The sequence below is a fragment of the Mycobacterium shunyiense genome (assembly GCF_058270075.1).
In genome coordinates this window covers 174,368-198,944 of sequence record NZ_JBZDPU010000014.1, presented here as the reverse complement: position 1 = coordinate 198,944, position 24,577 = coordinate 174,368, and the positions used below count along the sequence as shown (strand labels likewise).

The following is a 24,577-nucleotide window of genomic DNA, read 5'->3' as shown; positions in this document are numbered from 1 at the left end:
CGGAATGACCGACGGAGCTGAATTGACCCCCGAGGACTTCCCGCTGCACTGGCCGGTGCTGACCCGTTGGACCGACAACGACATGTTCGGCCACCTCAACAACGCGGTGTACTACGAACTCTTCGACACCGCGATCAACGCCTGGATCAACACCAACTGCGACGTCGATCCGGTCACCGCGTCCTGGCTCGGTGTGGTCGCCGAGTCCGGGTGCCGCTACTTCGCGGAGCTGAAGTTCCCGGACCCGCTGGTGGTCGGTCTGGCGGTGGCCCGGTTGGGGAACAGCAGCGTCACCTACCGGCTCGGGCTCTTCGAGCCGGACGGGCCGGTCGCGGCGGTCGGCCATTGGGTACATGTCTATGTCGATCGGACCTCGCGACGTCCGGTACCGATTCCCGACGTGATCCGCGATCTGTTGCAGTCGATATGCTCGCCGGATGCCACTCGTGAGCAAGACCGTCGAGGTTGATGCCCCTGCCGAGAAGATCATGGCGATCGTCGGCGATTTCGAGGCCTATCCGCAGTGGAACCCCGAGATCAAGGGCTGCTGGATCTTGGCCCGTTACGACGACGGACGGCCCAGCCAGCTGCGGCTCGACGTCGAGATCCAGGGTCAGTCCGGCGTCTTCATCAACGCTGTCTACTACCCGGCCGAGAACCAGATCTTCACCGTGCTGCAGCAGGGCGACCACTTCACCAAGCAGGAACAGCGCTTCTCCGTCGTTCCTTTGGGGCCGGACAGCACGCTGCTTCAGGTCGATCTCGAGGTCGAGGTCAAGCTGCCCATCCCGGCGATGATGGTCAAGAAGCTCATCGGGGACACCCTGGACCACCTGGCCAACGCACTCGTCACCAGGGTGAAGGAACTGTCCGCCTAGGCCGCACGGTCCGCCGCCGCCGCACGGAGTTCCAGCACGCGATTGCGGATGCGGTACTCGGTGGCTCGCGGCATCTCGGCGGGGCGATAGCGGCCGTGCCTGACCCGGTAGACGCGGCCGTGGCTCATCTCCCAGCGCAGGGCGTCGGAGATCGCCTTCGATGTGCGCCCCGAGGTCGTGAATCCCTGATCCGCGAGGGCATCGACCAGGTCGGCGACCGATTGTGGGCCGCATTGCAGCAGCTGCATGGTGAGCACGTAACGGAGGTTGGTGCCCCGCAGCAGGAGTTTGTCCGCCATGGAGTCACGGTGCCAAGGGGGTCTGACAATCATGCCGGTCCCGGATTTCCGGGGGATATCCGATGTGCCCGACTGTTAGCGACAATCCAGCGACAATCGCCACGGGGGCATCATGCGCCACGGCAAGCTCATTGTCGCTGCGCGTTTTTGCCACTCCTGCATCTGAGAGCTCATGGGCCCCAGTAGTTCGTTGCCCACCTGTCAGCGACACTGTCGCTGATAGGTGGGCAACCCGATTTCTGTTACACGCGAGGCTGGTTTGACCTGGAGTGGCGCATGTATTGATCGTTGATGTGACCGCCGATGCTGACGATGTGTGTGAGGCGATTGTCGCTGGATTGTCGCTCGTAGGCGGGCAGGTCGAACACTGGTTTCCCGGGCCGACACGCCGACGCGGACACACAGCCGGCCCGGCTCGGAGTCCTCAGTCCCACATCCCGATCTCGTTCAGCCGCGTGATCAGCCGCTGGGCGGCGTCGGTGAACTGGTTGGCGTTGAGCTCCACCGCGGCCTCCGCATCGCGCCGGCGCAGCGCATCGATCAGGAGCCGGTGGTTCTCGACGGCTTCGGTGCCCCACTTCGGATCGGTCGAGTAGATCAGCGCGGGCAGGTACCGCGCGACATGCAGCAGGAACCAGGCCAGCTTGATCCGGCCGCTGGCGTGGTTGAAGGCCCGGTGGAAGGTGAACTCGGCTGACGAGATCGCCACCGGATCCTGCTCCTTGACCGCCGCGGCGAGGTCGGCGTTGAGCTGCTCCAGCTCGTCGATCTGGGCCGCGGTGATGCGTGCTGTGGCGGTGGCGGCCAGCTTTCGCGCGATGGTGGCCTGCAGCCAGAAGATGTCCTCGACGTCGGCGCGGGTCAGTGGCACCACGACGTGTCCGCGGTTCGGCTCCAACTGCACCATGCCCTCACCGCGGAGCGTGCGCAGCGCCTCCCGCACCGGGGTGATGCTGACTCCGAGTGCCGCCGCGGTCTCGTCGAGCCGGATGAACGTCCCGGGGCGTAGTACGCCGGTCATGATCTCGGCGCGCAGTTGGGCGGCAACCTCGTCGGAAAGTTGCTCGCGCCGCCCTCCGCGACGACGTTGCACGGCCGTTCTGGCAGGTGCATTCACGCGAATCCGGTCGCCTTTCTGGTGGGCTTGTCGCCGAGGCGCCGAGGCCATAGTGTGACCGGGGCAACCCCATGTTTGATCAAATATAAAATTCGTGCAACTCAATACCCATGGAGTACAGATCCGTTGACTGCCGAGCCGTTCCCCACTGAGCAGCCATACCTGGCCCGTCGTCAGAACTGGGCCAACCAACTGACCCGGCATGCCCTGATGCAGCCCGAAAAGACGGCCCTGCGCTTCCTGGGGCACACCACCACGTGGCGCGAGCTCGACCACCGGGTGACCAGGTTGGCCGGCGCCCTGAGCCGGCGCGGGATCGGTTTCGGCGACCGCGTGCTGATCCTGATGCTGAACCGCCCCGAGTTCATCGAGGCGATGCTGGCGGCCAACAAGCTCGGCGCGATCGCAGTGCCGGTGAACTTCCGGATGACCCCGCCCGAGGTGGCGTTCCTGGTCAGCGACTGCGAGGCCCGCGTCATCGTCACCGAGCCCGTGCTCGCCGGAGTCGCCACGGCGGTGCGCGATCTCGATGCCACGCTGTCAACGGTCATCGTGGCCGACGCCCCCACAGAAGAAGGCGTCCTCGGCTACGAGGACCTGATCGCCGAAGACGGCCCGCCCGTCGAACCGGTCGACATCCCCAGCGATGCCCCGGCGCTCATCATGTACACCTCCGGCACCACCGGCCGGCCCAAGGGTGCGGTGCTGACGCACAACAACTTGGTCGGACAGGGCATGACCAACCTCTTCACCACCGGTGTCGACATCAACAACGACGTCGGCTTCATCGGGGTCCCGCTGTTCCACATCGCCGGTGTCGCCGGAAACGTGAACACAGGTCTGACCCTCGGCCTGCCGACGGTCATCTATCCGCTCGGCGCGTTCGACCCGGGTGCGTTGCTCGACGTACTCGCGGCAGAGAAGGTCACCGCGATCTTCCTGGTGCCCGCGCAGTGGCAGGCGGTTTGTGCCGAGCAGAAAGCCAATCCGCGCGACCTGTGCCTGCGGTCGCTGTCGTGGGGTGCTGCGCCGGCGTCGGACACGTTGCTACGCGCAATGGCCGAGACGTTCCCGGGCAGCCAGATCCTCGCTGCGTTCGGGCAGACCGAGATGTCCCCGGTCACCTGCATGTTGTTGGCAGACGACGCAATTCGGAAGCTGGGCTCGGTCGGTCAGGTGATCCCCACCGTTTCGGCCCGCATCGTGGACGAGAACATGAACGACGTCCCGGTCGGCGACGTCGGTGAGATCGTCTACCGCGCCCCGACTTTGATGGCGGGCTACTGGAACAACCCGAAGGCCACCGCCGAGGCGTTCGCCGGCGGCTGGTTCCACTCGGGCGATCTGGTGCGCCAGGATGCGGAGGGCTACATCTGGGTTGTCGACCGCAAGAAGGACATGATCATCTCCGGCGGCGAGAACATCTACTGCGCCGAGGTCGAGAACGTTCTGGCCGGGCACCCCGCCATCACCGAGGTCGCGGTGATCGGGCGCCACGACGAGAAGTGGGGCGAAGTTCCGGTTGCGGTGGTTGCTTTGAGTCGAGGCGATGCACTGAACCTCGGGGATCTCGACGGCTTCCTCACCGAGCGCCTGGCGCGCTACAAGCACCCGAAGGCGATCGAGATCGTCGACGCTTTGCCCCGCAACCCGTCGGGCAAGGTACTCAAGACCGAACTCCGGGAGCGGTTCGGTTCTCCGATCAACGTCCAGTAGCGGTTGACGTTTACGAAAGTAACTCCGCGTCAACGGGTTTCTGCAGGTCGCGGGGAAAGTTTGCTGTCTTTGCACGCCCTTGTTAACGGTTGATGGCACAATCCACCCGATGCAGTGCACGGCCCGGTTTCCATCGGGTACAGTCCGGTGGTCTCAATTACTACTCGCGAGTAGGGAGAGACGGATCACACAAGCTGACAGGCGACGAGGAGGGGGCGTGCGACACGTCCAGGGGGCGCACCGGTGACGGCGCCCGCCGACGGGCTCGTCGGCTACGTACGTGGTCAATTGGAGAAGCCGCTGGCTATGGTCGGTGGCTTCTTCAAGATGACTGTGCTCACTGGAAAGGCCTTTCTCACACGGCCTTTCCAGTGGAAGGAATTCGTGCTTCAGAGCTGGTTCCTGATCCGCGTGGCATTCCTGCCAACGCTCGCGGTGTCGATCCCGCTGACCGTGCTCATCATCTTCACCCTCAACATCCTGTTGGCGGAGTTCGGTGCAGCCGATGTTTCAGGCGCGGGCGCGGCCCTCGGCGCGGTGACGCAGCTCGGTCCGCTGGTGACCGTGCTCGTGGTGGCCGGCGCCGGGTCGACCGCAATTTGCGCAGACCTCGGAGCCCGCACCGTGCGTGAAGAAATCGACGCGCTCGAGGTGCTCGGCATCGACCCGATCGAGCGGCTGGTCGTCCCGCGCGTGGTGGCCTCCACATTCGTCGCTTTCATGCTCAACGGTGCGGTCATCACCATCGGCCTCATCGGTGGCTTCTTCTTCGGCGTGTACGTCCAGAACGTGTCCGCCGGTGCGTACGTGTCCACCCTGACCCTGCTCACCGGATTCCCCGAGGTGATGATCTCGGTCATCAAGGCAACCTTGTTCGGCCTGATCGCCGGACTCGTCGGCTGCTACCGGGGCCTGACGGTGGCCGGTGGCTCCAAGGGCGTCGGTACCGCGGTGAACGAGACCCTGGTGTTGTGCGTGGTGGCATTGTTCGCAGTCAACGTCGTGCTCACCACCATCGGTGTGCGGTTCGGGACAGGGCACTGACATGAGTACTGCAACAGTTCTTCGCTCCCGGTTCCCCCGGGCGTTCTCGCGCACCTCGGACATCGCGGGCACTCCGGCCCGGTTCCTCGACAGCATGGGCCACGTCGCGTGGTTCGTCGTCCAGGCCATCGGCTCCATCCCGCATGCGTTCCGGCACTATCGCCGTGAGGCCCTGCGCCTGGTCGCCGAGATCGGTATGGGTACCGGCGCCATGGCCGTCATCGGCGGCACCGTGGCCATCATCGGTTTCGTCACGCTGTCGGCCGGCTCCTTGATCGCCATTCAGGGCTTCGCATCCCTGGGCAATATCGGTGTCGAGGCCTTCACCGGCTTCTTCGCCGCGTTGGCAAACATCCGCGTCGTTGCCCCGGTGGTCACGGGTCAGGCCCTGGCTTCGACAGTCGGCGCCGGTGCCACCGCAGAGCTTGGTGCCATGCGGATCAGCGAAGAGGTCGATGCACTGGAAGTCATGGGTATCAGGTCGATTTCGTACCTGGTGTCGACTCGCCTGATCGCCGGCTCGATCGTCATCATCCCGCTGTACGCCGGGGCGGTCCTGCTGTCCTTCCTGTCTGCGCAGTTCGTCACGACGGTCTTCTACTCGCAGTCAGTCGGTACGTATGAGCACTACTTCCATACGTTCCTACGCGTCGACGACGTGATGTGGTCCTTCCTTCAGGTCATCGTCATGTCGATCGTGGTCATGTTGAACCACTGCTACTTCGGCTATTACGCCAGTGGCGGTGCCGTCGGTGTGGGTGAGGCAGTAGGGAGGTCGATGCGAACCTCGTTGATCGCAATCGTGTTGGTGGTCCTGTTGGCATCGTTGGCGCTCTACGGCACCGACCCCAACTTCAACCTCACGGTGTAGCGGCATGACCCAGCCTGCAGTGCCGCACGCGCCCTTGAACAAGCCGAAGGTCCCGCCGTACAAGCTGGCCGGCTTGATCCTCGCCCTCGTCACCATGGTGGTCTTCGCGTTGACGTGGATGCAGTTCCGCGGAACGTTCGAGAAGAAGACACAGCTGACCGTGCTGTCGGGTCGGGCCGGTCTGTCGATGGACCCGGGTTCGAAGGTCACCTTCAACGGGGTGCCCATCGGGCGACTGGCCTCGATCGACGTCGTCACCGTCGACAACAACCCCGAGGCGAAGCTGATCCTGGACGTCAAACCCCAGTATCTGAAGCTGATCCCGGAGAACGTGAGCGCAGAGTTGCGGGCCACCACGGTGTTCGGCAACAAGTACATCTCGTTCCTGTCGCCGCCGAACCCGTCGTCGGAGCGCTTGTCGCCCTCCACGCCGATCCGGGCGCAGGGTGTGACGACGGAGTTCAACACGCTGTTCGAAACGATCACCGCGATCTCCGAGCAGATCGACCCGATCAAGCTGAACCAGACGCTGACGGCGACCGCGCAGGCCCTCGACGGGCTGGGGGACAAGTTCGGCCAGTCGATCGTCAACGGCAACGACATCCTCTCGGATCTCAATCCGCGGATGCCCCAGATCCGTCGCGACATCGCCGGTCTGGCCGACCTCGGCGAGGTCTACGCCAACGCAGGACCGGACCTGTTCGACGGTCTGACCAACGCCGTCACCACCGCCCGCACCCTCAACGAGCAGCGCGGCAATCTGGACCAGGCGTTGGTGGCTGCGGTCGGTTTCGGCAACACCGGCGGCGACATCTTCGAGCGCGGCGGCCCGTACCTGGTCCGCGGCGCCCAGGACCTGTTGCCCACCTCGGCACTGCTCGACAAGTACAGCCCGGCGCTGTTCTGCACGATCCGCAACTACCACGACGCCGGCCCGAAACTCGCAGGCGCACTTGGTGGTAACGGCTACTCGCTGCAGACCCAGTCGCTGGTGATGGGCGTGGGCAACCCGTACGTCTATCCCGACAACCTGCCGCGGGTCAACGCCAAGGGTGGGCCCGAGGGCCGGCCCGGCTGCTGGCAGCCGATCACAAAGGACCTGTGGCCCATGCCGTACCTGGTGATGGACACCGGAGCATCGATCGCGCCGTACAACCACCTCGAGCTGGGGCAACCTCTCGTCGCCGAGTATGTGTGGGGACGCCAAGTGGGGGAGAACACGATCAACCCATGAGCATCAAGGGCACGCTTATCAAGCTCGGCATCTTCTCACTGGTGCTGCTCACCTTCACTGCGATCATCTTCGTGGTCTTCGGCCAGATCCGGTTCAACCGGACCTCCGAGTACTCGGCGATCTTCAAGAACGTCAGCGGGTTGCGCACCGGGCAGTTCGTCCGGGCTTCCGGTGTCGAGGTCGGCAAGGTCTCGGCCGTGAAGCTGGTCAACGGTGGCCAGCAGGCCGAGGTCACGTTCAACGTCGAGAAGTCGCTGCCGCTGTTCGAGGAGACCACGGCCGCGATCCGCTACCAGGACCTGATCGGTAACCGCTATCTGGAACTCAAGCGGGGCGAGAGCAACACGAAGATCGCTCCCGGCAGCACCATTCCGCTGGAGCGCACCGAGCCGGCTCTGGACCTCGACGCGCTCGTCGGTGGCTTCCGTCCGCTGTTCCAGTCGCTGAGCCCGGAGAAGGTCAACACCATCTCCCAGTCGATCATCACGATCTTCCAGGGCCAGGGCGGCACCATCAACGACATCCTGGACCAGACCGCGCAGCTCACCCAGAGCATCGCCGACCGGGATCAGGCGATCGGCGAGGTGATCAAGAACCTGAACATCGTGCTGGACACCACCGTGGCGCATCAGCAGCAGTTCAACGACACCCTGAAGAACTTCGAGACGCTGGTCACGGGGCTGAAGAACCGCGCCGATCCGATCGGAGCCTCGGTGGCCAACATCAGCAACGCGGCCGGTTCACTGGCAGATCTGCTGGGGGACAACCGCCCGCTGCTCAAGGACACCATCGGTCAGCTCGAGGTCATCCAGCAGCCGCTGATCGACCAGAAGCAGCAGCTGAATGACATCCTGGTGCAGTTCCCCCAGGCGTTGAAGATCATCGGACGTGCCGGTGGTATCTACGGTGACTTCTTCAACTTCTATGCCTGCGACCTTTCGTTGAAGCTCAACGGGTTGCAGCCGGGCGGGCCCGTCCGAACCGTCAGACTCGCTTCACAGCCGTCGGGGAGGTGCACGCCGCGATGAGGACACTGCAAGGTTCCGACCGCTTCCGCAAAGGCCTGATGGGTGTTGCGGTGGTGGCGCTGGTGATCGGCGTCGGTTCGACGCTGACGAGTGTGCCGATGCTGTTCGCGGTCCCGACGTACTACGGCCAGTTCTCCGATACCGGGGGCCTGAGCCTGGGCGACAAGGTCCGCATCGCCGGTATGGATGTCGGCACGGTCAAGAGCATGGACATCAATGGCGACAAGGTCGAGATCGGCTACACCCTTGGCGGGAAGACGATCGGTACCGAGAGCCGTGCGGCGATCCGTACCGACACGATCCTGGGTCGTAAGAACATCGAGATCCAGCCGCGCGGCAGCCAGACGCTGCCGCCGCGCGGGATGTTGCCGCTGGGCCAGACGACGACGCCGTACCAGATCTACGACGCATTCCTCGATGTCACGCGCAACGCGTCGGGTTGGGACACCAAGTCGGTCAAGGATTCGCTGAATGTCCTGTCGGAGACCGTCGATCAGACCTCGCCGCACCTGAGTGCCGCGCTGGACGGGGTGGCCAAGTTCTCCGAGACCATCGGCAAGCGCGATGAGGATGTCAAGAAGCTGCTGGCCAACGCCAACAAGGTGGCGACGATCCTCGGTGACCGCAGCACGCAGGTCAATCAGCTGCTGGTGAACGCCCAGACCCTGTTGGCCGCGGTCAACGAGCGCGGCCAGGCCGTGAGCATGCTGTTGGAGCGGGTCTCGTCGGTGTCGCGTCAGGTCGAGGGTCTGATCAACGACAACCCGAACCTCAACCACGTGCTGGAGCAGCTGCGGACGGTCAGCGATCTGCTGGTCGAGCGCAAGCAGGATCTGGCCGACACGCTGACCGTGGCGGGCAAGTTCATCACGTCACTCGCCGAGGCGCTGGCCTCCGGCCCGTACTTCAAGGTGATGCTGGTCAACCTGATCCCGCCGCAGATCCTGCAGCCGTTCGTCGATTCCGCGTTCAAGAAGCGCGGCATCGACCCGGAGGAGTTCTGGCGCAACGCCGGCCTGCCCTCGGCGCGGTTCCCCGATCCCAACGGCAAGCGGTTCGAGAACGGTGCTCCGCCGTCGGCCCCGACACCGCTGGAAGGCACCCCGGAGCATCCGGGACCTGCCGTCCCGCCCGGGTCGCCGTGCTCGTACACGCCGACCGCGGCCGGAATCCCGTCGCCGGGCAACCCGATGCCGTGCGCGGCGGCCACCCAGGGTCCGTTCGGTGGCCCGGAGTACGGTCCGCCGGACCTCGCAACCTCGGCGCCGAATCCTGACGGCATCGCGCATTCGCCGGGTGTGCCCAGTGCGGCCATCCCCGGTCAGATGCCCCCGGATCAGCCGGGTGCGCCGGTTGATCTGCTCCCCGGCCCGCCGGGAGCCCGGACCGTTCCGATCGCCCCGTTGCCGGTGGCACCGGGACCCATCCCGGGTTACGCACCGCACCCGGGACCGCTGAACGCTCCTCCGGCACCACCGGGACCGGGGCCGGACGCGGGGCCGGCGGGTACACCGCCGCTTCCGGGTAACCCGCCGTTCCTTCCGCCCGGGTCGCAGGGATAGGCCGCAAACATGTCAACAGTTTTCAACGTTCGAAACATCAAGTTGCCCAAGGCATCACGGGCATCTGTCATCGTCGGTGCGCTGGCGGTGGTGGCTGCCCTGGTGCTGGGCTACTTCGGCCTGAGCCTGTACAAGAAGATGACCAACACCACGGTCACCGCGTACTTCCCCGAGGTCCTTGCGCTGTATCCCGGCGACAAGGTGCTCATCATGGGTGTCAAGGTCGGCGCGATCGACAGCATCGAGACCGACGGCGACAAGATGAAGGTCGTCTTCCACGTCAGCAACAAGTACAAGGTGCCGGAGAACGTCACGGCATCCGTGCTGAACCCCAGCCTGGTGGCCTCGCGCGTCATCCAGCTGTCCCCGCCCTACACCGGTGGACCCCGGTTGCAGAACAACGCGGTGATCCCGATCGAGAACACCCAGATTCCGGTCGAGTACGACGAGTTGCGTAACCAGATCACGCGTCTGCTCGACGATCTGGGCCCGACGGCCGAACAGCCCAGGGGTCCGTTCGGCGACATCATCGAGTCCTTCGCCGACGGCTTCCAGGGCAAGGGTGAACAGCTGAACCGCACCCTCAACGGGTTGTCGGAGGCGCTGACCACGCTGAACCAGGGTCGCGGCGACTTCTTCCAGGTGGTCAAGAGCCTGGCGTTGTTCGTCAACGCCCTGCACAAGAGCGATCAGCAGTTCGTGGCGCTCAACAACGATCTGGCGCAGTTCACCAACTCGTTCACCAACACCGATCAGGAGTTGGCAACGGCCCTGCAGGATCTCAACAAGGTGCTCAAGACCACCCGTGAGTTCCTCGACAAGAACGGCGGCGTGCTCACTCACGACGTGAACAACCTGTCGGAGGCGACGACGGCGATCCTGCAGCCCGAGCCACGCAACGGTCTGGAGACGGGTCTGCATGCCTACCCGAACCTGGCCGCCAACGTGCTCAACATCGTCTCGCCCAATCAGGGTGGCATCGTGGGTCTGCCGGTTCTGCCGGGCCTGACCAACTTCTCCAACCCGCTGCAGTTCATCTGCAGTTCGATCCAGGCGGGCAGCCGGTTGGGCTACCAGGATTCGGCCGAGTTGTGCGCGCAGTACCTGGCGCCGATCCTCGACGCGATCAAGTTCAACTTCCTGCCGTTCGGCCAGAACCTGGCCAACACCGCGATGACGCTGCCCAAGCAGATCTCCTACTCGGATCCGCGTCTGCAGCCGCCGGGCGGTTACAAGGACACCACCGTCCCCGGTATCTGGTCGCGCGACACGTTGTTCTCGCACGGCAACCATGAGCCGGGCTGGACCGTGGCGCCGGGCATGCAGGGTGTGCAGGTGCAGCCGGCCACGCAGCAGATGCTGACGCCGGAATCGTTGTCCGAGTTGATGGGCGGCCCGGACATCGTGGCCCCGCCGGCCCCGCCGGCGTTCGGGGCTCCTCCGGGAGGCAACCTGCCCGGACCGCCGAACTCGTACAACGAGACCAATCCGCTGCCGCCGCCGTGGTACCCGCAGCCCGGACCGCCGCCGGTGCCTGCACCGGGTGTGATCCCGGGTGACCCGATGTCGGGTCCCGCACCGGCCGCTCCGGCTCCGGCTCCCGCCGGACCGGCGTTGCCCGCCGAGGTCGGAGGACAGGGCTAATGAAGACACGTAGCTTGGGTCGCGTCGGTAGACGCGTCGCGGTGTTGTCGGCGTCTGCGCTGATCCTCACCTCGTGTGGGCAGTGGCGCGGCGTCGCCAACGTGCCGCTGCCGGGTGGGCCGGGCACCGAGTCCGGCCGCACCACGCTCTACGTGCAGATGCCGGAGACGTTGGCGCTCAACGCCAACAGCCGGGTGCGGGTGCGCGACGTGTTCGTCGGCCGGGTCCGCAAGATCGAGCTGATCAACTGGACTCCGACGTTGACCGTCGACCTGGAGCCGGGCATCGAGCTGCCGAAGAACACCCTGGCCAAGATCGGCCAGACCAGCTTGCTGGGTTCGCAGCACGTGGAGCTCAACCCGCCGGACAAGGACCCGTCCAAGGAGATGCTGCGCAGCGGGGACACCATCCCGTTGTCGCAGTCGTCGGCGTACCCGACGATCGAGCGGACGCTGGCCGGTATCTCCGGCATCCTGACCGGCGGCGGCATCCCGAACATCGAGACCATCCAGACCGAGGTGTTCAACATCCTCAACGGTCGTGCCGATCAGATCCGCGACTTCCTGGGCCGGCTCGACACGTTCACCGACGAGCTCAATCAGCAGCGCAACGACATCACCCGGGCGATCGATTCGACCAACCGGCTGTTGAACATCGTTGCCGCGCGCAACGACACGTTGGATCGGGTGCTGACCGAGTTCCCGCCGCTGATCCAGCATTTCGCCGACACACGTGATTTGTTCGCCGACGCGGTGACCTCGCTGGGCCGGTTGTCGAAGGCCGCTGACGACACGTTGTCGAACAGCAACGCCAACCTGCACACCAACCTGCAGAACCTGCAGCGGCCGCTCAAGCAGTTGGCCCGTTCGGCCCCGTACCTGGTCGAGGCGCTCAAGCTGATCCTCACGGTGCCGTTCAACATCGAGAACATCCCGAAGGCGGTGCGCGGCGACTACATCAACGTGTCGCTGACGATCGACCTGACGCTGAGCTCGGTGGACAACGCGTTCCTGTCCGGTACCGGTGTCTCGGGCATGCTCCGTGCGCTTGAACAGGCCTGGGGACGTGATCCGTCGACGATGATTCCGGATGTCCGGTTCACGCCGAACCCGCACGACGCACCTGGCGGCCCGCTTGTGGAAAGGGGGGAGTGAGACATGTTGCTGACCCGCTTCATCAAGATGCAGCTCGTTCTGTTCACTGTGTTGACGGTGATAGCACTGGTCGTGCTGGCATTGGTCTACCTGCGGTTGCCGACCTGGGCCGGCGTCGGGATGTACCAACTCAACGCCAATCTCCCGAACTCGGGCGGTCTGTACGCCACCGCCAACGTGACCTATCGCGGAACCACGATCGGCAAGGTGACCTCGGTGGAGCCCACCGAGCAGGGCGCCCACGTCAAGATGGACATCTACAACCAGTTCCGGGTGCCGATCGACGCGAGCGCCAACGTGCACTCGGTGTCGGCGGTCGGTGAGCAGTTCATCGACCTGGTCTCCAAGGACGGCGCGAAGGAGTACTTCCGCAGCGGCGACACGATCCAGAAGGGCACCGTGCCCGCCGAGGTGGGCCCGTCGCTCGACGCCGCGCAGAAGGGCTTGGCGGCGCTGCCGAAGGAGAAGATCGCGACGCTGCTGGACGAGACGGCCACAGCGGTCGGCGGGCTCGGGCCGTCACTGCAGCATCTGGTCGATTCCACCCAGGCGATCGCCGGTGACTTCAAGGACAACATCGGTGCGGTCAACGACATCGTGGAGAACTCCGGGCCGATCATCGACAGCCAGGTGAATTCGGGTGACGCGATCTCGCGGTGGGCCAAGAACCTGAACACGCTGGCCGCCCAGAGCGCTCAGAACGATGCCGCGTTGCGTGGCGGTCTCCAGCAGGCGGCACCGACGGCCGACCAGCTGAACTCGGTGTTCGGAGACGTCCAGGAGTCCTTGCCGCAGACGCTGGCGAACCTGGAAATCGTCATCGACATGCTCAAGCGCTACAACAAGAACGTCGAGCAGGTGCTGGTGGCACTGCCCCAGGGTGGTGCCGTCGCCCAGACCGCGACGATCTTCGCGCCCAAGGGCCTGCTGCACTTCGGTCTCGGCATCAACATGCCGCCGCCGTGCCTGACCGGGTTCCTGCCGGCCTCGCAGTGGCGTTCGCCCGCGGACACGTCCACGGCTCCGCTGCCTGAAGGCCTGTACTGCAAGATCCCCAAGGACGCGCCGAACGCGGTGCGTGGTGCGCGTAACTACCCGTGTGCCGATGTGCCCGGTAAGCGGGCCGCCTCGCCCTCGGAGTGCCGTAGCGACGAGCCTTACCAGCCGTTGGGCACCAACCCGTGGTACGGCGACCCGAATCAGATCCGCAACTGCCCGGCTCCGGCCGCGCGCTGCGATCAGCCCGTCGATCCGGGCCGGGTCATTCCCGCGCCTTCGGTGAATAATGGGATGAACCCGTTGCCGGCAAGTCAGCTTCCACCACCGGAATCAACGGCGATGCGCAGCGATCCGCTGACCGCGCCGCGGGGTGGCAATGTGAGTTGTAGTGGACAGCAGCCGAACCCCTGCATCTACACTCCGGCAGCAGGTTCGACCGCCACCTATAGTCCGTCCAGCGGCGAGGTGGTCGGTCCCGGCGGTGTGAAGTACTCCGTCACCAACTCGAATAAACCAGGAGATGACGGATGGAAGGAGATGCTGGCGCCAGCCAGCTGAACCTCGCCGACCAGCAGGACCCCCACACCACCGAACCGCAAGCGGAGGCCGTCACCGAGATCACTGATCCGATCTCAGCCACGGACGCCGAGGAGGCCGCAGCGCGGCCTTCCCGGCTCGGGCGGGGCTGGATGGCGGCGATCCTTGCCGGGCTGCTGGTCTTGGCCGGGGCCGCCGGTGTCGGCGGCTACCTGGCACTGCGTGCGCATCAGGACAGTGAACGGATCGCCAGCGACGAGGCCGAGGCCCTGCAGGCGGCCAAGGACTGTGTGACCGCCACGCAGGCCCCCAACACCCAGGCGATGATCGAGGCCCAGACCAAGATCATCGAATGTGCGACCGGTGACTTCGGCGCGCAGGCCGGCCTCTACAGCGGCATGCTGCTCGACGCCTATCAGGCCGCCAACGTGCAGGTGAAGGTTTCGGATCTGCGGGCGGCCGTGGAGAAGCACAACGACGACGGGTCGATGGACCTGCTGGTCGCGGTGCGGGTGCTGGTCACCAACAGCGAGAAGTCCGATGAAGAGCAGGGTTATCGGCTGCGGGTGAAGATGGCCCGCGCCGAGGACGGCAACTACAAGGTCGCGCGGCTCGACCAGGTCACGTCGTCGTGACCGCTGTGCTGGACAACGCCGGACCGGTGGCCGCCGAGGGCGCCGGAACGGACGGGGTGCGGTTGGCGTCGTGGCCGGCGCGGGCCGGGGCGTTCGCCATCGATGTGCTGGCGCCCGCCGGTTTGATCGTGACGGCGACGCTGGTCGCCCAGGGCACGGACCTGGGCAAGTGGTTGTGGTGGGCGGTATACGCGGGCGGGCTGGTCCTGCTGGTGGCCGTTTCTTGTGTGAATCGCATTCTGTTGCCGGCGTTGACCGGCTGGAGCCCGGGCCGATCGGTGTTCGGCATCCGGGTGGTGTCCTCGGCCGGCGATGCCGGTCTAGGGCGGCTGCTGCTGCGCGATCTCGCGCATCTGCTGGATACCGCGGCCGTGTTCGTGGGCTGGCTGTGGCCGCTGTGGGATTCGCGGCACCGGACGTTCGCCGATCTGCTGACCCGCACCGAGGTGCGTCGCGTCGACCGGCCTGAGTCCGACGTCCGCCGCCGCGTCGGAGCGATGTTGCTGACGCTTGCGCTGCTCAGCGGAATCGCTGTGGGGCTGGGCTATCTGCTGGTGTACCGGCAGGACCGGGCCGTGGATCAGTCCCGCGCGCAGATCGCCGAGCAGGGGCCGCGCATCGTCGAGGAACTACTCAGCTACGGGGTGGATTCCGTCGATGCGGATTTCAGCAAGGCACAGGCGCTGACCACCGACAACTACCGCCAGCAGCTGGTTGCCCAGCAGGACGCGGTGCGTAAAGCCGGACCGACGACCAACGACTACTGGGCCGTGAGCAGTGCGGTGCTACCCGGCGTGACGAAGAATGCGGCGACCATGCTGGTGGCGCTGCAGGGTCAACGCGGCACCAATCCGCAGGAGTTGAAGTTCATCACCGCGACGGTGCGGGTGGAGTTCAAGAAGTCCGGCGATCATTGGCTGGTCGACAACCTGACGGTGCTCAAGCGGCCGGTACTGAGCGGAGGGGGACAGTGAGCCCGCGTCGCCGGATCGAGCCGGGTCAGCCTGACTACTTCGCCGTCGAACCGAAGGAGCCCAAGGAACCCATCCGTTGGGGTCTGCCGATCGTCGGGATGCTCTCTGCCCTGCTCATCGCGGCCGCCATCGTGGGCAGCAGCCTGATCCTGGTGCGTCACGAATCCGACCGCCGTGCCGAGATCAAGAGTGCCGGTGCGCTCGATTACGTGCGTGAGTTCATGACGGTCTATACGACGCTGGATCCGTTCCACGCCAACGACTACGCCGATCGCATCAAAGAGCAGGCGACCGGTGATTTCCGAAAGATGTTCCAGGAGAAGCAGAACGAGATCGTCGTTCAGGTGGCACGCGCGGAGCCGACAGAGGGTGCTGTGCTCGATGCCGGCATTCAGAGATGGAACGACAACGGCAGCGCCGACGTGCTGGTCGCGACCAAGATCAGCACACGATCTCCGGACGGCAAGTCCGTGGTCGAAAGCGGTAGCCGCTGGATTGCGACGACGATTTGGGAAGGACAGCAGTGGAAGATCAGCCAGCTGATTCAGGTGATCTGACCACCGGCGAGCCTGACAAGCCGCGCCGCAGAATGCGTTTCGGTCGGCGTCGCCGTGCCGAAGCGGTGGTCGAGGAATCGGTCTCAGAGCCCGTGACTGAATCCGAGGACGCCGACGACACCGACGATGCGGACGATACAGCCACGGCCGAGCCGGCTCCGGAACGTCGGACCCCGACGGGTAAGTCGCGCCGCAAGGCCGTGACCGAGGCCGAAGGTGATGCCGAGGCCGAGCCAGAACCCGAAGTCGACGTTGTACCTGAGCCGACGGAGGAGTCGGATACCGAAGCCGGCATCGACGCTGCCGACGCTGAGCCGGTCGAGGACGAGGTACTGGTTCCGCACCGCGAGGCCGGCAAGCGGCTGACGTACGTCGCCGCAGGCGCTGCGGCGGTATTCGTGGCGGCCGGGGCTTTCGGCGGTGCGATGCTGCAGCCATACCTGGCCGATCGGGCGCTGGTGGCCACCAAGCTTCAGGTGGCGCGGACGTCGGCCGATGCCATCACGACGTTGTGGACCTACAACCCGGACAACATCGAGACTCTTCCCGATCGGGCCGAGCGGTACCTGTCCAACGACTTCGCCGCCCAGTACCGGCAGTTCATCGATACCCTCGTGCCCACCAACAAGCAGGCGCAGGTCACCAACAACACCGAGGTGATGGGCACCGCGGTGGAGACGATCGGCCGCAATGAGGCCACCGCGATCGTCTACACCAACACGGTGTCGACCAGTCCGGTCACCAAAAACGTTCCGTCGCTGCGGTATTTGTCGTTCCGGCTGATGTTGCAGCGCACCGATGGTGATTGGCGCATCACCCAGATGCCCACGTTGACCCAATTGGACTTGTCTCCGCAGCTGTAGCGGCGAGGATGTAGGCATGGCCATCGCCTCACCGGTGACACAGCGGTCAACCGTCGTGGCCCTGCTGTTGTTGACGTTCGCGACCGGGGTCGTGGACGCCATCAGTGTGTTGGTGCTGGGTCACGTGTTCGTCGCGAACATGACCGGAAACGTGATCTTCCTCGGGTTCTGGTTCGTGCCGCACTCCGGCGTGGATGTGACGGGCGCGCTGGTCGCGTTCATGGGGTTCGTGCTGGGCACGGTGGTGGGTGGGCGGCTGCGGCGCCATCTCGACAGCCACGTCCGGAACTGGCTGACAACTGCGTTGGGTGTGGAAGTCGTTCTGCTGACCGTGCTTTCGATCCTTTGCGGAACGGGAGTGCTGGCTTACGACGACAACCGGAAACTCATCTTGATCGTTCTTGCGATGACTTTCGGGATCCAGAACGCGACCGCGCGACAGTTCGGTATTCAGGAGCTGAGCACCACGGTGCTGACGCAGACGATCGTCGGCCTCGGCTTCGACAGCAGATTGGCCGGGGGTACCGGGGACCGCGAGAAGCTCCGTTACGGCGTGGTGCTGACGATGTGTGTCGGTGCGGTGCTCGGGGGGACGGTGTCGCAGTTCACGGTTGCGCCGGTGATCGCTGCGGCGGCCGTGGTGGTGGCCATCAGCGCGTTGATCTTCAAGTTCGGGCCGGCTCCTGCGGAGAACGCGCGCTGATCCAGCCCTCCCCCTCGTGCGCTGCGTGTCGCAGGGCATTGACCTCCCCGAAGTAGGCGGCCACCGCGCCGACACCGGGCAGCATCCCGAGGTAACGGTAAACCTTTTGCGGGTGCGGTCTTTTCGCGATCTCCTCGCCGGCGGCCCGCACGCTGCCGGCGAAGTCCCAGAGTTTTTCCGGCAGTGATTGCGGTGGCCGTTCCGGGGCGTCGGCGGGGCTGTTGGTGAGGCCACGATCGCACAGGACCGCGCCGAGTAACCGCACCTGCTCGTCGAGGTCGGTGACGCCGTCCTCGCGGGCCACCGCACACAACACGATGGCCTGGTTGGAGAACCCGAGGATGTCCTGGAGCGGAAGTCGGTTGGCGATGACCCCGAATGCACCGGGGAATGCCACAGGGATGGTGGTCACCGCGCCGGCGCGATGCACCCACCACTTCACATGCCCGTCCTGATCCATCTCGGCCCAGGCCTTGGTGCCCGGCAGTTCGGCGAAGTTCAGCACAGCGGCCGCGACATCGAGGGTCTTCCCGACGGCGCCCTCGGCCGGCTCCTCGCGATGGGTGCGTCGCCGCAGCCCGAAGGGGTCGAATCGGGTGAAGATGTCGAGTACCGGGTTGATCACGGCCACGGCATTCTCGAGCGCCCCCGCGACGTCGGCGTCCGAGAGATGGGCAGAAGGCAACAGGTTTATCCCCACGGCAGCCATCTTGCCGGATGGCGGCGATTGTCGAGGAAACGTCGTCGATCAGGCATAGCCGTCCACCCATGTGCCGGTGTCATCGGTGCGGACGACGAGGGTGACACCGGGTGCCGCCATGAGTGCGGCCGGGCGCGACGAGATCGGGATACTCCCGGTCTGCGCGCACGTGTTTCGGTCGAAGCTCACGAGTGCGTCGTCGGTGCCGAACACCACCTCCCTGTCCAGGATCACCGCCATGCCGTCCGGGGACATGCGCCCGGTGGCATTCGCGGGACGGGCGTTGAACGAGCACTGTTCATGTCCGTTCGGGTTGCGCAGGGTGGCCCGGTCGTTGTCATGGGTCAGGAACTGGTCGGAGCCGTCGGTGGTGAGGATCGGATAGGCAGGATCGTCGTGGTGGGAAAAAGTCTGCAGTCTGGCGTTGACGAAGACGGAGCGATCGGGCCCGCCTTTGGGGGCGATGGTGATGATGGTTGCCCCGTCACCTGCTTCCATGGTGTACAGCATCACGCGGTGGGCTTTGAAATCCTGCTGTGGGTAAGGAAGTCCGCGTAGCACCGTCGCCTGCCAGGCAGTGGTGCCATCGTTCGGATCGGCAAAGGCGAACTGGACATCCATGCCCTGGCCGCCGGGGCACCGGTCGACGACTTGGAGTAGGCGTGCGTCACTGTCGCTCCGGAACCGGCAACCTGTGACGGGGATAGGTGCGGTCCACAACGCGGTCCCCGTTCGTGCGTCGAACCGTGTCCAGGTCAAGGCATCGGGATCCTCATCCACCAGGTACGCCTGACCCGGTGGGCGGCGGTGATCACTGGCATGGCGGTAGGTGTCGACCAGAGTCCGGTCTGAGGACCACCACATCTGGCGGCCAGTGGGCGCGTCGATACCGAACCTATCGCCGGCGGCTTCGTCACCTACGGCAACGGACGCGTCACCGCCTACGGTGCCCACGAACCAGGCAATGGCGGCGGACGCCAGCAGCAGCCCGACCAGCCAGCACAGGGCGACCGCGATGGTTCGGGGAGTCTGGGCACCCAGCGATGCTTGCTTCAGGCGGCAGGAACTCCTCCCATGCGCCGAGAGCCGGGGACGGCTCACCCGTGAGCCAACTCGTGAGGGCGAGTCCCAACGCGGATATCAGCAGGGCGAACGCCAGTCCCAGGCTCGCTGCCGAAATGAGACGCATCAACGATCTCCCCCACGACACGGGTGAAAATTCTGCCAGTTCACGCCGGTAACCTGCCCGGTATGCCCAATGCCGCGGATCGGGCCGGCGTCTTCGTCAAACGCAATGTGTCGGCGCCGGCGGGATTCTTCGCCGCAGAGGCCGCCGGACTGAACTGGTTGGCGGTGGCAGGTGGTGTCCCGAGCGTCCCGGTAATCGGCTACGACGCAACATCATTGACGCTGCGGCGCCTGCACTCGGTGCCCCCTACGGCGCGGGCTGCGCGAGACTTCGGCGTGCAGCTGGCCCATACCCACGATGCGGGTGCACAGGCCTACGGGGCCGGGCCGGACGGTTCCGGGGGAGTCGGGTTCTTCGGACCGATGTCGCAGCCGTTGCCGATGTCGTTGGTCCGCCACGATTCCTGGGGCACTTTCTACGCCGATGAGCGCCTGCTTCCGATGGCGCACTTGGCGGCAGGCCGGCTCAACGCAGGGGCGCAGGACGCCATCGCGGCGGTCGCGGACTTCTGCCGCGCCGGCACGTTCGATGACGATGACGATGACGGGCCGGCCCGGCTGCACGGCGACCTCTGGAGCGGCAACGTGATGTGGACCGCCGACGGTGCGGTGCTCATCGATCCCGCCGCACACGGTGGGCATCGCGAGACGGATCTGGCGATGTTGGCGCTGTTCGGTTTCCCGTTCCTGGATGACGTGCTGGCGGCGTATCGGTCTGTCCGGCCGTTGCGCGACGGGTGGCGTGACCGGATCGACCTGCATCAGCTCTATCCGCTGCTGGCCCACGTCGTGCTGTTCGGCGGCGGCTATGCGGGCCAGGCCGATGCGGCCGCTCGGCGAATCCTCGCCGGCAAACTTCGGATCGAGTAGTTCGAACCGCTGAGCGCCGCTTGTCCGCGTCGACCGACGCAGGTCGAGGCGGGTTCGGCGCCGATCGGAACCAGTTGACATATCGACGGGTGTTTCGCACGGCAAGGCGCACATCCATCGATGTCCAGCAACGTTGGCGAGGGTGATTCACCGCGGATGCGAGGATTGCTTGTCGTTGGCGTCAATATATCTCTGCCCAGCGCAAGGCCGGTCGGGTCGATTGCGACAAGTTTGCGACAAATTGCGAAGGAGAACAGTGAAATTTCTCCAGCAATTCAGTGACAAAGGTCACATTAGTGTTAAGTTGCCTGAGATAAACCTGAGAAGGTGGCCGAAAGGACTGGTCAGATGGCAGTTAAGCACCGTAGGCAGCGGCGGCGCGTCACGAGGGTGGCGACCCTCGGGGCGGCAACCGCAACGGTAACCGCGCTTACGGTGGGCGTTGCACCGCCACCCGCCCAGGCCGCTGCGGTCCAGCGTGACCTTCGGCTGCAATCCGGGGTGCAGATCTTCCCGCCGCCCGACCAGATCCCGGACCTCACGGGTGGCTTCGGAACTCAGGTGTACAACCAGTTCCAGACCGTCGGCGCGCAGGTGGAAACGGCATTCGTCGACAACTTCAATCTGCTGGCCCTCCTACAGGCCGCGGGGATCGATCCGACCACCCCCACCAAGGACGCGCTCAACGGCGTCTTGGGTGGGGCACTGGGCGCACTGCCGGTCGACGTGGAAGCCCTTTTGGGAATCGACCTCAGCGATCCGTTGTCCTCGGCCGGGGTCAACGTGATCACCACCGGCGGCCTTTTCACGCTCATCCGTCTGCTTGGGGTGGACCTCGGGTGGGTGCCGTCGTTCCCGAACTCGGTGGCCGACGAGATCAACAACACGCCATACCTCGATGTCAGCCTCGACTCGATCTTCAAGGCGCTCGGTCTGCCGACGAGTGGCCTCAAGTTCGACAGCCTCAAAGCTGCGCTCGCGTTGCTCGGCATCACGCTGCCACCGCTGAGTACGAATGCCGCCGATGTGCGCATCCCGGTCGTGGCCGGCTGGGGCTTCGGTGCGTTCGCGGCCGGCGCGGCCTACCAACAGGTGGTCGATGATCTGCCGAACCAACCCGGTGGTGCCAACTACACCGGAACCAACCCCCTGCTCGGCAGTTTCACCATCCTGCCGATGATCCTGATCGACAACCCCGGCCGGGCCAACGGCGGCATTCTGGCGCGGGCGTATCCGCTTTTCGGACTGCTCGGGATCGACACCGTGACACCCGATACCCAGGTGCAGAGCAGCGGGACCAGCATCGTCTCGGGCATCCCCGTGGTCGGTGACATCCCGTTGTTCGGGCTCACTCCGGGCGGCGCGAATCTCATTCCGATCAAGATCGACGCCACCGCCGAGTACCTGCCGCTCTCGGACTTCGCCGCCTGGCCCAACCCGTTCACGATGGCGAACAATGTTGCGGCAGGCCTGTTCCCGACCTACATCTTGCGGAACCAGTCGCTCGACACCCTCAGCACGGTGCTGATCGACCAAGTTGTTTCGCAGCTCGGCGCCGACGTCACCGACTATCTGCAGGATCCCGGGGACAACCCTCAGCTGGGCCCCAAGCTCAACATCTACATCACGATCCCGGCCAACAGCCTGCCGCTGCTGGAGCCGACGTATCTGGCGTATGACGTCATCAACCTGCTGACCGGGGCGAACCTCAACAATCCGATCGGCACGGCGCTGAGCCCTGTCCTCACCAGCCTGGTCAACCTCGGCTACACCGATGTGTCCTACAACCCGACGACGGGCATCTATGAGCGCTCGCTTGACGAAGCCGACGTCCCAACCGCTTTCGGCACCCTTCCGGCGGACGTCGATTGGGAACAGGTGCCCGGGCATCTGATCAACAACCTCGTCACCGGCATCGAGAAAGCGATCAGCGACGGCCTGGTGAGCCAGACCCCGGTCTCCAATCCCATCAAGACCCTGCTGGGCCTGCTCGGCGTCGGTGGCTCGTCGAACCTGTCCGGGCTGGATCTCTCGGCACTGACCGACTCGCTGAACAGCCTCACTCCGGAGGCGCTCGGTAACGCTGGGGACAATGTTGGGACACAGAGCCTTACGAAGACGACGAGTTTCGAGCCGCAAGCCGTCACTCAGACCACGGTCGGCACGGACACCGTCAAGCTGAAATCTGTTGAGGGCGACAGCGTCAAGAAGCTCAGCAGCGCAGCTGACGGGGCCCGCCGAGAGGTCGCGAAATCGGTCGCGGAGGCCGGTGAGCGTACGAAGGCTTCGGCCGAGAGGGCGCGTGAGCGCACCGCCAAGGCAGTCAAGGACGCCCAGGAGCGCGTGAACAAGCTCGCCGAAGATGGCCGCAAGCAGATCCAGTCGGCTGCCGAGGGTGTCCAGAAGGGCGCGGACAAGGCGATCAACGACGTGAAGGGTGCCAAGAAGCCCGAGAAGAAAGCCGAGAAGAAGGACACCAAGAAAGACGCCGCCTGACGCCTAGCCCGCCTCGTGCACCGATTCCACGGTGTACAGGTGCGGCTCGAAGCTGGTGGCGAGGTCGGCGCACCGGGCCATGTGTTCCCGCGCAGTGGGGTCGGCGAGCATGGCTTGGAAGTCCTCGGCACTGCGCCACTGTGCGTAGTTGATGACGCGAGTGCCGTCCGTACTCAGATGGATGTTGGCGGAGATGAATCCGGGGACGTGACGCATCACGTCCTCGGTCGCCTGGCCCAGTAACGCGGCGAGTTCGGCTGCTCGCTGTGGCTCCACCGTGAACACGTTGATGAGGGTGGCGTGGGGGCTGTGCTGCTGGATGGTCGTCACGATTCCTCCTATGTCAGGTTCCTTACATATTCGACGGTAGCACTGATGTAAGGTTCCTGTCATGCCTCCGAACGTGGAAAGTGGGGCCGGCTACCTCGTCAAGCGGGTCCAGCAGAGCCTGCGTCGCAATTGCGATGCGGCACTGCGCTCCACCGGGTTGTCGATGGCGCAGTACACGGCCCTTCGTGCGCTGGCCGACCATCCGCAAGCCTCGGCCGCGGAGCTGGCCCGGTTGTGTTTCGTCACGCGCCAGTCGCTGCAGGACGTTTTGACGGGCCTGCGCACCGAAGGCCTGGTCGAGGAATCGCCCGGTCCCCAGCGGGGTCGTGCCCGCGCGTTGCAGCTGACTGCGGCGGGGAAGCGTCGACTGGGCCACGCCCACTCTGCGGTCATCCACGTCGAGCAGGGCATGCTCAACGGTTTGTCCGGCAAGGATCAGAAAGAACTCGCAACGATGCTGTTGCGTTGCGCGGAGAACCTCGAGGCGGTCGTGCCGATAACCACGGTTGGCCTGTGACTTCGGCGAAGCGTGGGCGCGGCAGGCCCGCGGGGCCTGGTGTCGACGTCGAGCAGCGGCGCACGGATCTGCTCGACGCCGCCGAACGCGCGATCCGTGCCCACGGACCCGATGTGGGAATCGCCGAGGTGGCCAAAGAAGCCGGCTTCGTACGCTCGGCCGTTTATGCGGTCTTCCCGAATCGGGCAGCCATCCTGTCTGCGCTCGGAGAGCGTCAGGCTCATCGGTTGCTTACGGAGATCACCCGCCGCGCCGCCGGGTCGACCGACCTGCGTCAACGCATGTCGTTGTTCTTCGATGTCCTCTGTGGCTGGATGCAGGACGACCCGAACCTGTACCGGGCGTTGAGCGTGCATGCCGCCGGGGGACACGAGATGCCGGGGATATTCGACGAACTCGCCACCGCCGTCGAAGCCATGCTGACGGTGTCCATGGCCGCCGGTGGTGCCGACACCGCGGCGGCCGCGCCGTGGGCCCGGGCCATCGTCGGCTCGGCGATGGTCAGTGCCCAGTGGTGGATCCGCGATTCGTCGATGCCTCGCGCCGAACTCGTCGAGCATCTGACGAAGCTGTGCTGGGACGGCGGCTCGGCACTGCCGTTCAGCCCCTTCGACGTTTCGGCTATTGACAGCGGACAGCCATAAAAGACACTATGTCTTTT

General features: G+C 65.2%; 25 protein-coding genes. 20 read left to right on the top strand and 5 right to left on the bottom strand.

Annotation, left to right across the window (positions count from 1 at the left end):
- The first annotated feature begins 4 nt into the window (after positions 1–4).
- Together AC4ELH_RS11970 and AC4ELH_RS11965 are read left to right on the top strand one after the other, a co-directional pair.
- A complete protein-coding gene (locus AC4ELH_RS11970; RefSeq protein WP_448444265.1) occupies positions 5–469 on the top strand; it encodes an acyl-CoA thioesterase in 465 nt (154 codons plus the stop codon).
- Positions 438–878 (top strand): SRPBCC family protein, encoded by a 441-nt coding sequence (locus AC4ELH_RS11965; RefSeq protein ID WP_064878520.1) that lies wholly within the window; start codon positions 438–440, stop codon positions 876–878. Before AC4ELH_RS11970 ends, AC4ELH_RS11965 begins: the two co-directional genes overlap by 32 nt.
- On the opposite strand, the gene AC4ELH_RS11960 is transcribed toward AC4ELH_RS11965, so the two are convergent.
- Complete coding sequence (locus AC4ELH_RS11960; RefSeq protein ID WP_064878516.1) at positions 875–1,177, bottom strand: hypothetical protein; 303 nt, start codon at positions 1,175–1,177, stop codon at positions 875–877. The genes AC4ELH_RS11965 and AC4ELH_RS11960 overlap by 4 nt on opposite strands.
- 424 nt (positions 1,178–1,601) lie before the next feature.
- Complete coding sequence (locus tag AC4ELH_RS11955) at positions 1,602–2,294, bottom strand: GntR family transcriptional regulator (protein WP_498884588.1); 693 nt, start codon at positions 2,292–2,294, stop codon at positions 1,602–1,604.
- Between the two features lie 126 nt (positions 2,295–2,420).
- Between AC4ELH_RS11955 and fadD5 the strand changes: the two genes are divergently transcribed.
- The 14 genes from fadD5 (at position 2,421) to AC4ELH_RS11885 (ending at position 17,815) form a co-directional block, all read left to right on the top strand.
- The gene (gene fadD5, locus AC4ELH_RS11950; protein ID WP_448444262.1) at positions 2,421–4,010 is read left to right on the top strand and encodes a fatty-acid--CoA ligase FadD5; all 1,590 of its coding nucleotides are present in this window, start codon (positions 2,421–2,423) and stop codon (positions 4,008–4,010) included.
- A gap of 306 nt (positions 4,011–4,316) precedes the next feature.
- A complete protein-coding gene (locus AC4ELH_RS11945) occupies positions 4,317–5,054 on the top strand; it encodes an MlaE family ABC transporter permease (RefSeq protein ID WP_165610635.1) in 738 nt (245 codons plus the stop codon).
- Between the two features lies 1 nt (position 5,055).
- Positions 5,056–5,925, top strand: a complete 870-nt coding sequence (locus AC4ELH_RS11940; RefSeq protein WP_064881265.1) for an MlaE family ABC transporter permease — start codon at positions 5,056–5,058, stop codon at positions 5,923–5,925.
- 4 nt (positions 5,926–5,929) lie between these two features.
- On the top strand, positions 5,930–7,159 hold the full coding sequence (locus AC4ELH_RS11935; RefSeq protein WP_064881268.1) for an MCE family protein: 1,230 nt from the start codon (positions 5,930–5,932) through the stop codon (positions 7,157–7,159).
- Positions 7,156–8,187 (top strand): MCE family protein, encoded by a 1,032-nt coding sequence (locus AC4ELH_RS11930; protein ID WP_064881270.1) that lies wholly within the window; start codon positions 7,156–7,158, stop codon positions 8,185–8,187. Before AC4ELH_RS11935 ends, AC4ELH_RS11930 begins: the two co-directional genes overlap by 4 nt.
- Positions 8,184–9,749 (top strand): virulence factor Mce family protein, encoded by a 1,566-nt coding sequence (locus tag AC4ELH_RS11925; RefSeq protein ID WP_448444258.1) that lies wholly within the window; start codon positions 8,184–8,186, stop codon positions 9,747–9,749. Before AC4ELH_RS11930 ends, AC4ELH_RS11925 begins: the two co-directional genes overlap by 4 nt.
- 9 nt (positions 9,750–9,758) lie before the next feature.
- Entirely contained in the window at positions 9,759–11,393 is a 1,635-nt protein-coding gene (locus AC4ELH_RS11920; RefSeq protein ID WP_064881272.1) for a virulence factor Mce family protein, read from the top strand.
- Positions 11,393–12,547, top strand: a complete 1,155-nt coding sequence (locus tag AC4ELH_RS11915; RefSeq protein WP_064881338.1) for a virulence factor Mce family protein — start codon at positions 11,393–11,395, stop codon at positions 12,545–12,547. Before AC4ELH_RS11920 ends, AC4ELH_RS11915 begins: the two co-directional genes overlap by 1 nt.
- 6 nt (positions 12,548–12,553) lie before the next feature.
- A complete protein-coding gene (locus AC4ELH_RS11910) occupies positions 12,554–14,104 on the top strand; it encodes an MCE family protein (protein WP_064881334.1) in 1,551 nt (516 codons plus the stop codon).
- Positions 14,074–14,718, top strand: coding sequence for an Rv1363c family protein (locus AC4ELH_RS11905; RefSeq protein ID WP_448444255.1), 645 nt, complete (start codon positions 14,074–14,076; stop codon positions 14,716–14,718). The genes AC4ELH_RS11910 and AC4ELH_RS11905 overlap by 31 nt, the downstream gene beginning before the upstream one ends.
- On the top strand, positions 14,715–15,692 hold the full coding sequence (locus AC4ELH_RS11900; protein WP_448444253.1) for an RDD family protein: 978 nt from the start codon (positions 14,715–14,717) through the stop codon (positions 15,690–15,692). The genes AC4ELH_RS11905 and AC4ELH_RS11900 overlap by 4 nt, the downstream gene beginning before the upstream one ends.
- Positions 15,689–16,249: an Rv1363c family protein gene (locus AC4ELH_RS11895; protein ID WP_064881336.1), complete on the top strand. Its 561-nt coding sequence runs from the start codon at positions 15,689–15,691 to the stop codon at positions 16,247–16,249. The genes AC4ELH_RS11900 and AC4ELH_RS11895 overlap by 4 nt, the downstream gene beginning before the upstream one ends.
- Positions 16,216–17,112: a mammalian cell entry protein gene (locus AC4ELH_RS11890; RefSeq protein WP_498884583.1), complete on the top strand. Its 897-nt coding sequence runs from the start codon at positions 16,216–16,218 to the stop codon at positions 17,110–17,112. Before AC4ELH_RS11895 ends, AC4ELH_RS11890 begins: the two co-directional genes overlap by 34 nt.
- A gap of 16 nt (positions 17,113–17,128) precedes the next feature.
- Positions 17,129–17,815 (top strand): YoaK family protein, encoded by a 687-nt coding sequence (locus AC4ELH_RS11885; protein WP_064881280.1) that lies wholly within the window; start codon positions 17,129–17,131, stop codon positions 17,813–17,815.
- Here AC4ELH_RS11885 and AC4ELH_RS11880 read toward each other — a convergent pair.
- Together AC4ELH_RS11880 and AC4ELH_RS11875 are read right to left on the bottom strand one after the other, a co-directional pair.
- Positions 17,778–18,515 carry a hypothetical protein gene (locus tag AC4ELH_RS11880; RefSeq protein ID WP_110777075.1) on the bottom strand — a complete coding sequence of 246 codons (738 nt, stop codon included), beginning with the start codon at positions 18,513–18,515 and terminating at the stop codon, positions 17,778–17,780. The genes AC4ELH_RS11885 and AC4ELH_RS11880 overlap by 38 nt on opposite strands.
- 48 nt (positions 18,516–18,563) lie before the next feature.
- On the bottom strand, positions 18,564–19,616 hold the full coding sequence (locus AC4ELH_RS11875; protein WP_498884581.1) for a PQQ-binding-like beta-propeller repeat protein: 1,053 nt from the start codon (positions 19,614–19,616) through the stop codon (positions 18,564–18,566).
- 150 nt (positions 19,617–19,766) lie between these two features.
- On the opposite strand from AC4ELH_RS11875, the gene AC4ELH_RS11870 reads away from it, so the two are divergent.
- Together AC4ELH_RS11870 and AC4ELH_RS11865 are read left to right on the top strand one after the other, a co-directional pair.
- Entirely contained in the window at positions 19,767–20,573 is an 807-nt protein-coding gene (locus AC4ELH_RS11870) for a fructosamine kinase family protein (protein ID WP_498884579.1), read from the top strand.
- Positions 20,574–20,921: 348 nt separating this feature from the next.
- Positions 20,922–23,069 (top strand): AAA family ATPase, encoded by a 2,148-nt coding sequence (locus AC4ELH_RS11865; protein ID WP_498884577.1) that lies wholly within the window; start codon positions 20,922–20,924, stop codon positions 23,067–23,069.
- Between the two features lie 3 nt (positions 23,070–23,072).
- Here AC4ELH_RS11865 and AC4ELH_RS11860 read toward each other — a convergent pair whose 3' ends face one another.
- Positions 23,073–23,399: an antibiotic biosynthesis monooxygenase family protein gene (locus AC4ELH_RS11860; protein ID WP_448444241.1), complete on the bottom strand. Its 327-nt coding sequence runs from the start codon at positions 23,397–23,399 to the stop codon at positions 23,073–23,075.
- Positions 23,400–23,460: 61 nt separating this feature from the next.
- On the opposite strand from AC4ELH_RS11860, the gene AC4ELH_RS11855 reads away from it, so the two are divergent.
- Both AC4ELH_RS11855 and AC4ELH_RS11850 read left to right on the top strand, forming a co-directional pair.
- Entirely contained in the window at positions 23,461–23,916 is a 456-nt protein-coding gene (locus AC4ELH_RS11855) for a MarR family winged helix-turn-helix transcriptional regulator (protein ID WP_064881290.1), read from the top strand.
- On the top strand, positions 23,913–24,560 hold the full coding sequence (locus tag AC4ELH_RS11850) for a TetR/AcrR family transcriptional regulator (protein WP_448444238.1): 648 nt from the start codon (positions 23,913–23,915) through the stop codon (positions 24,558–24,560). The genes AC4ELH_RS11855 and AC4ELH_RS11850 overlap by 4 nt, the downstream gene beginning before the upstream one ends.
- The last annotated feature ends 17 nt before the right edge of the window (positions 24,561–24,577 follow it).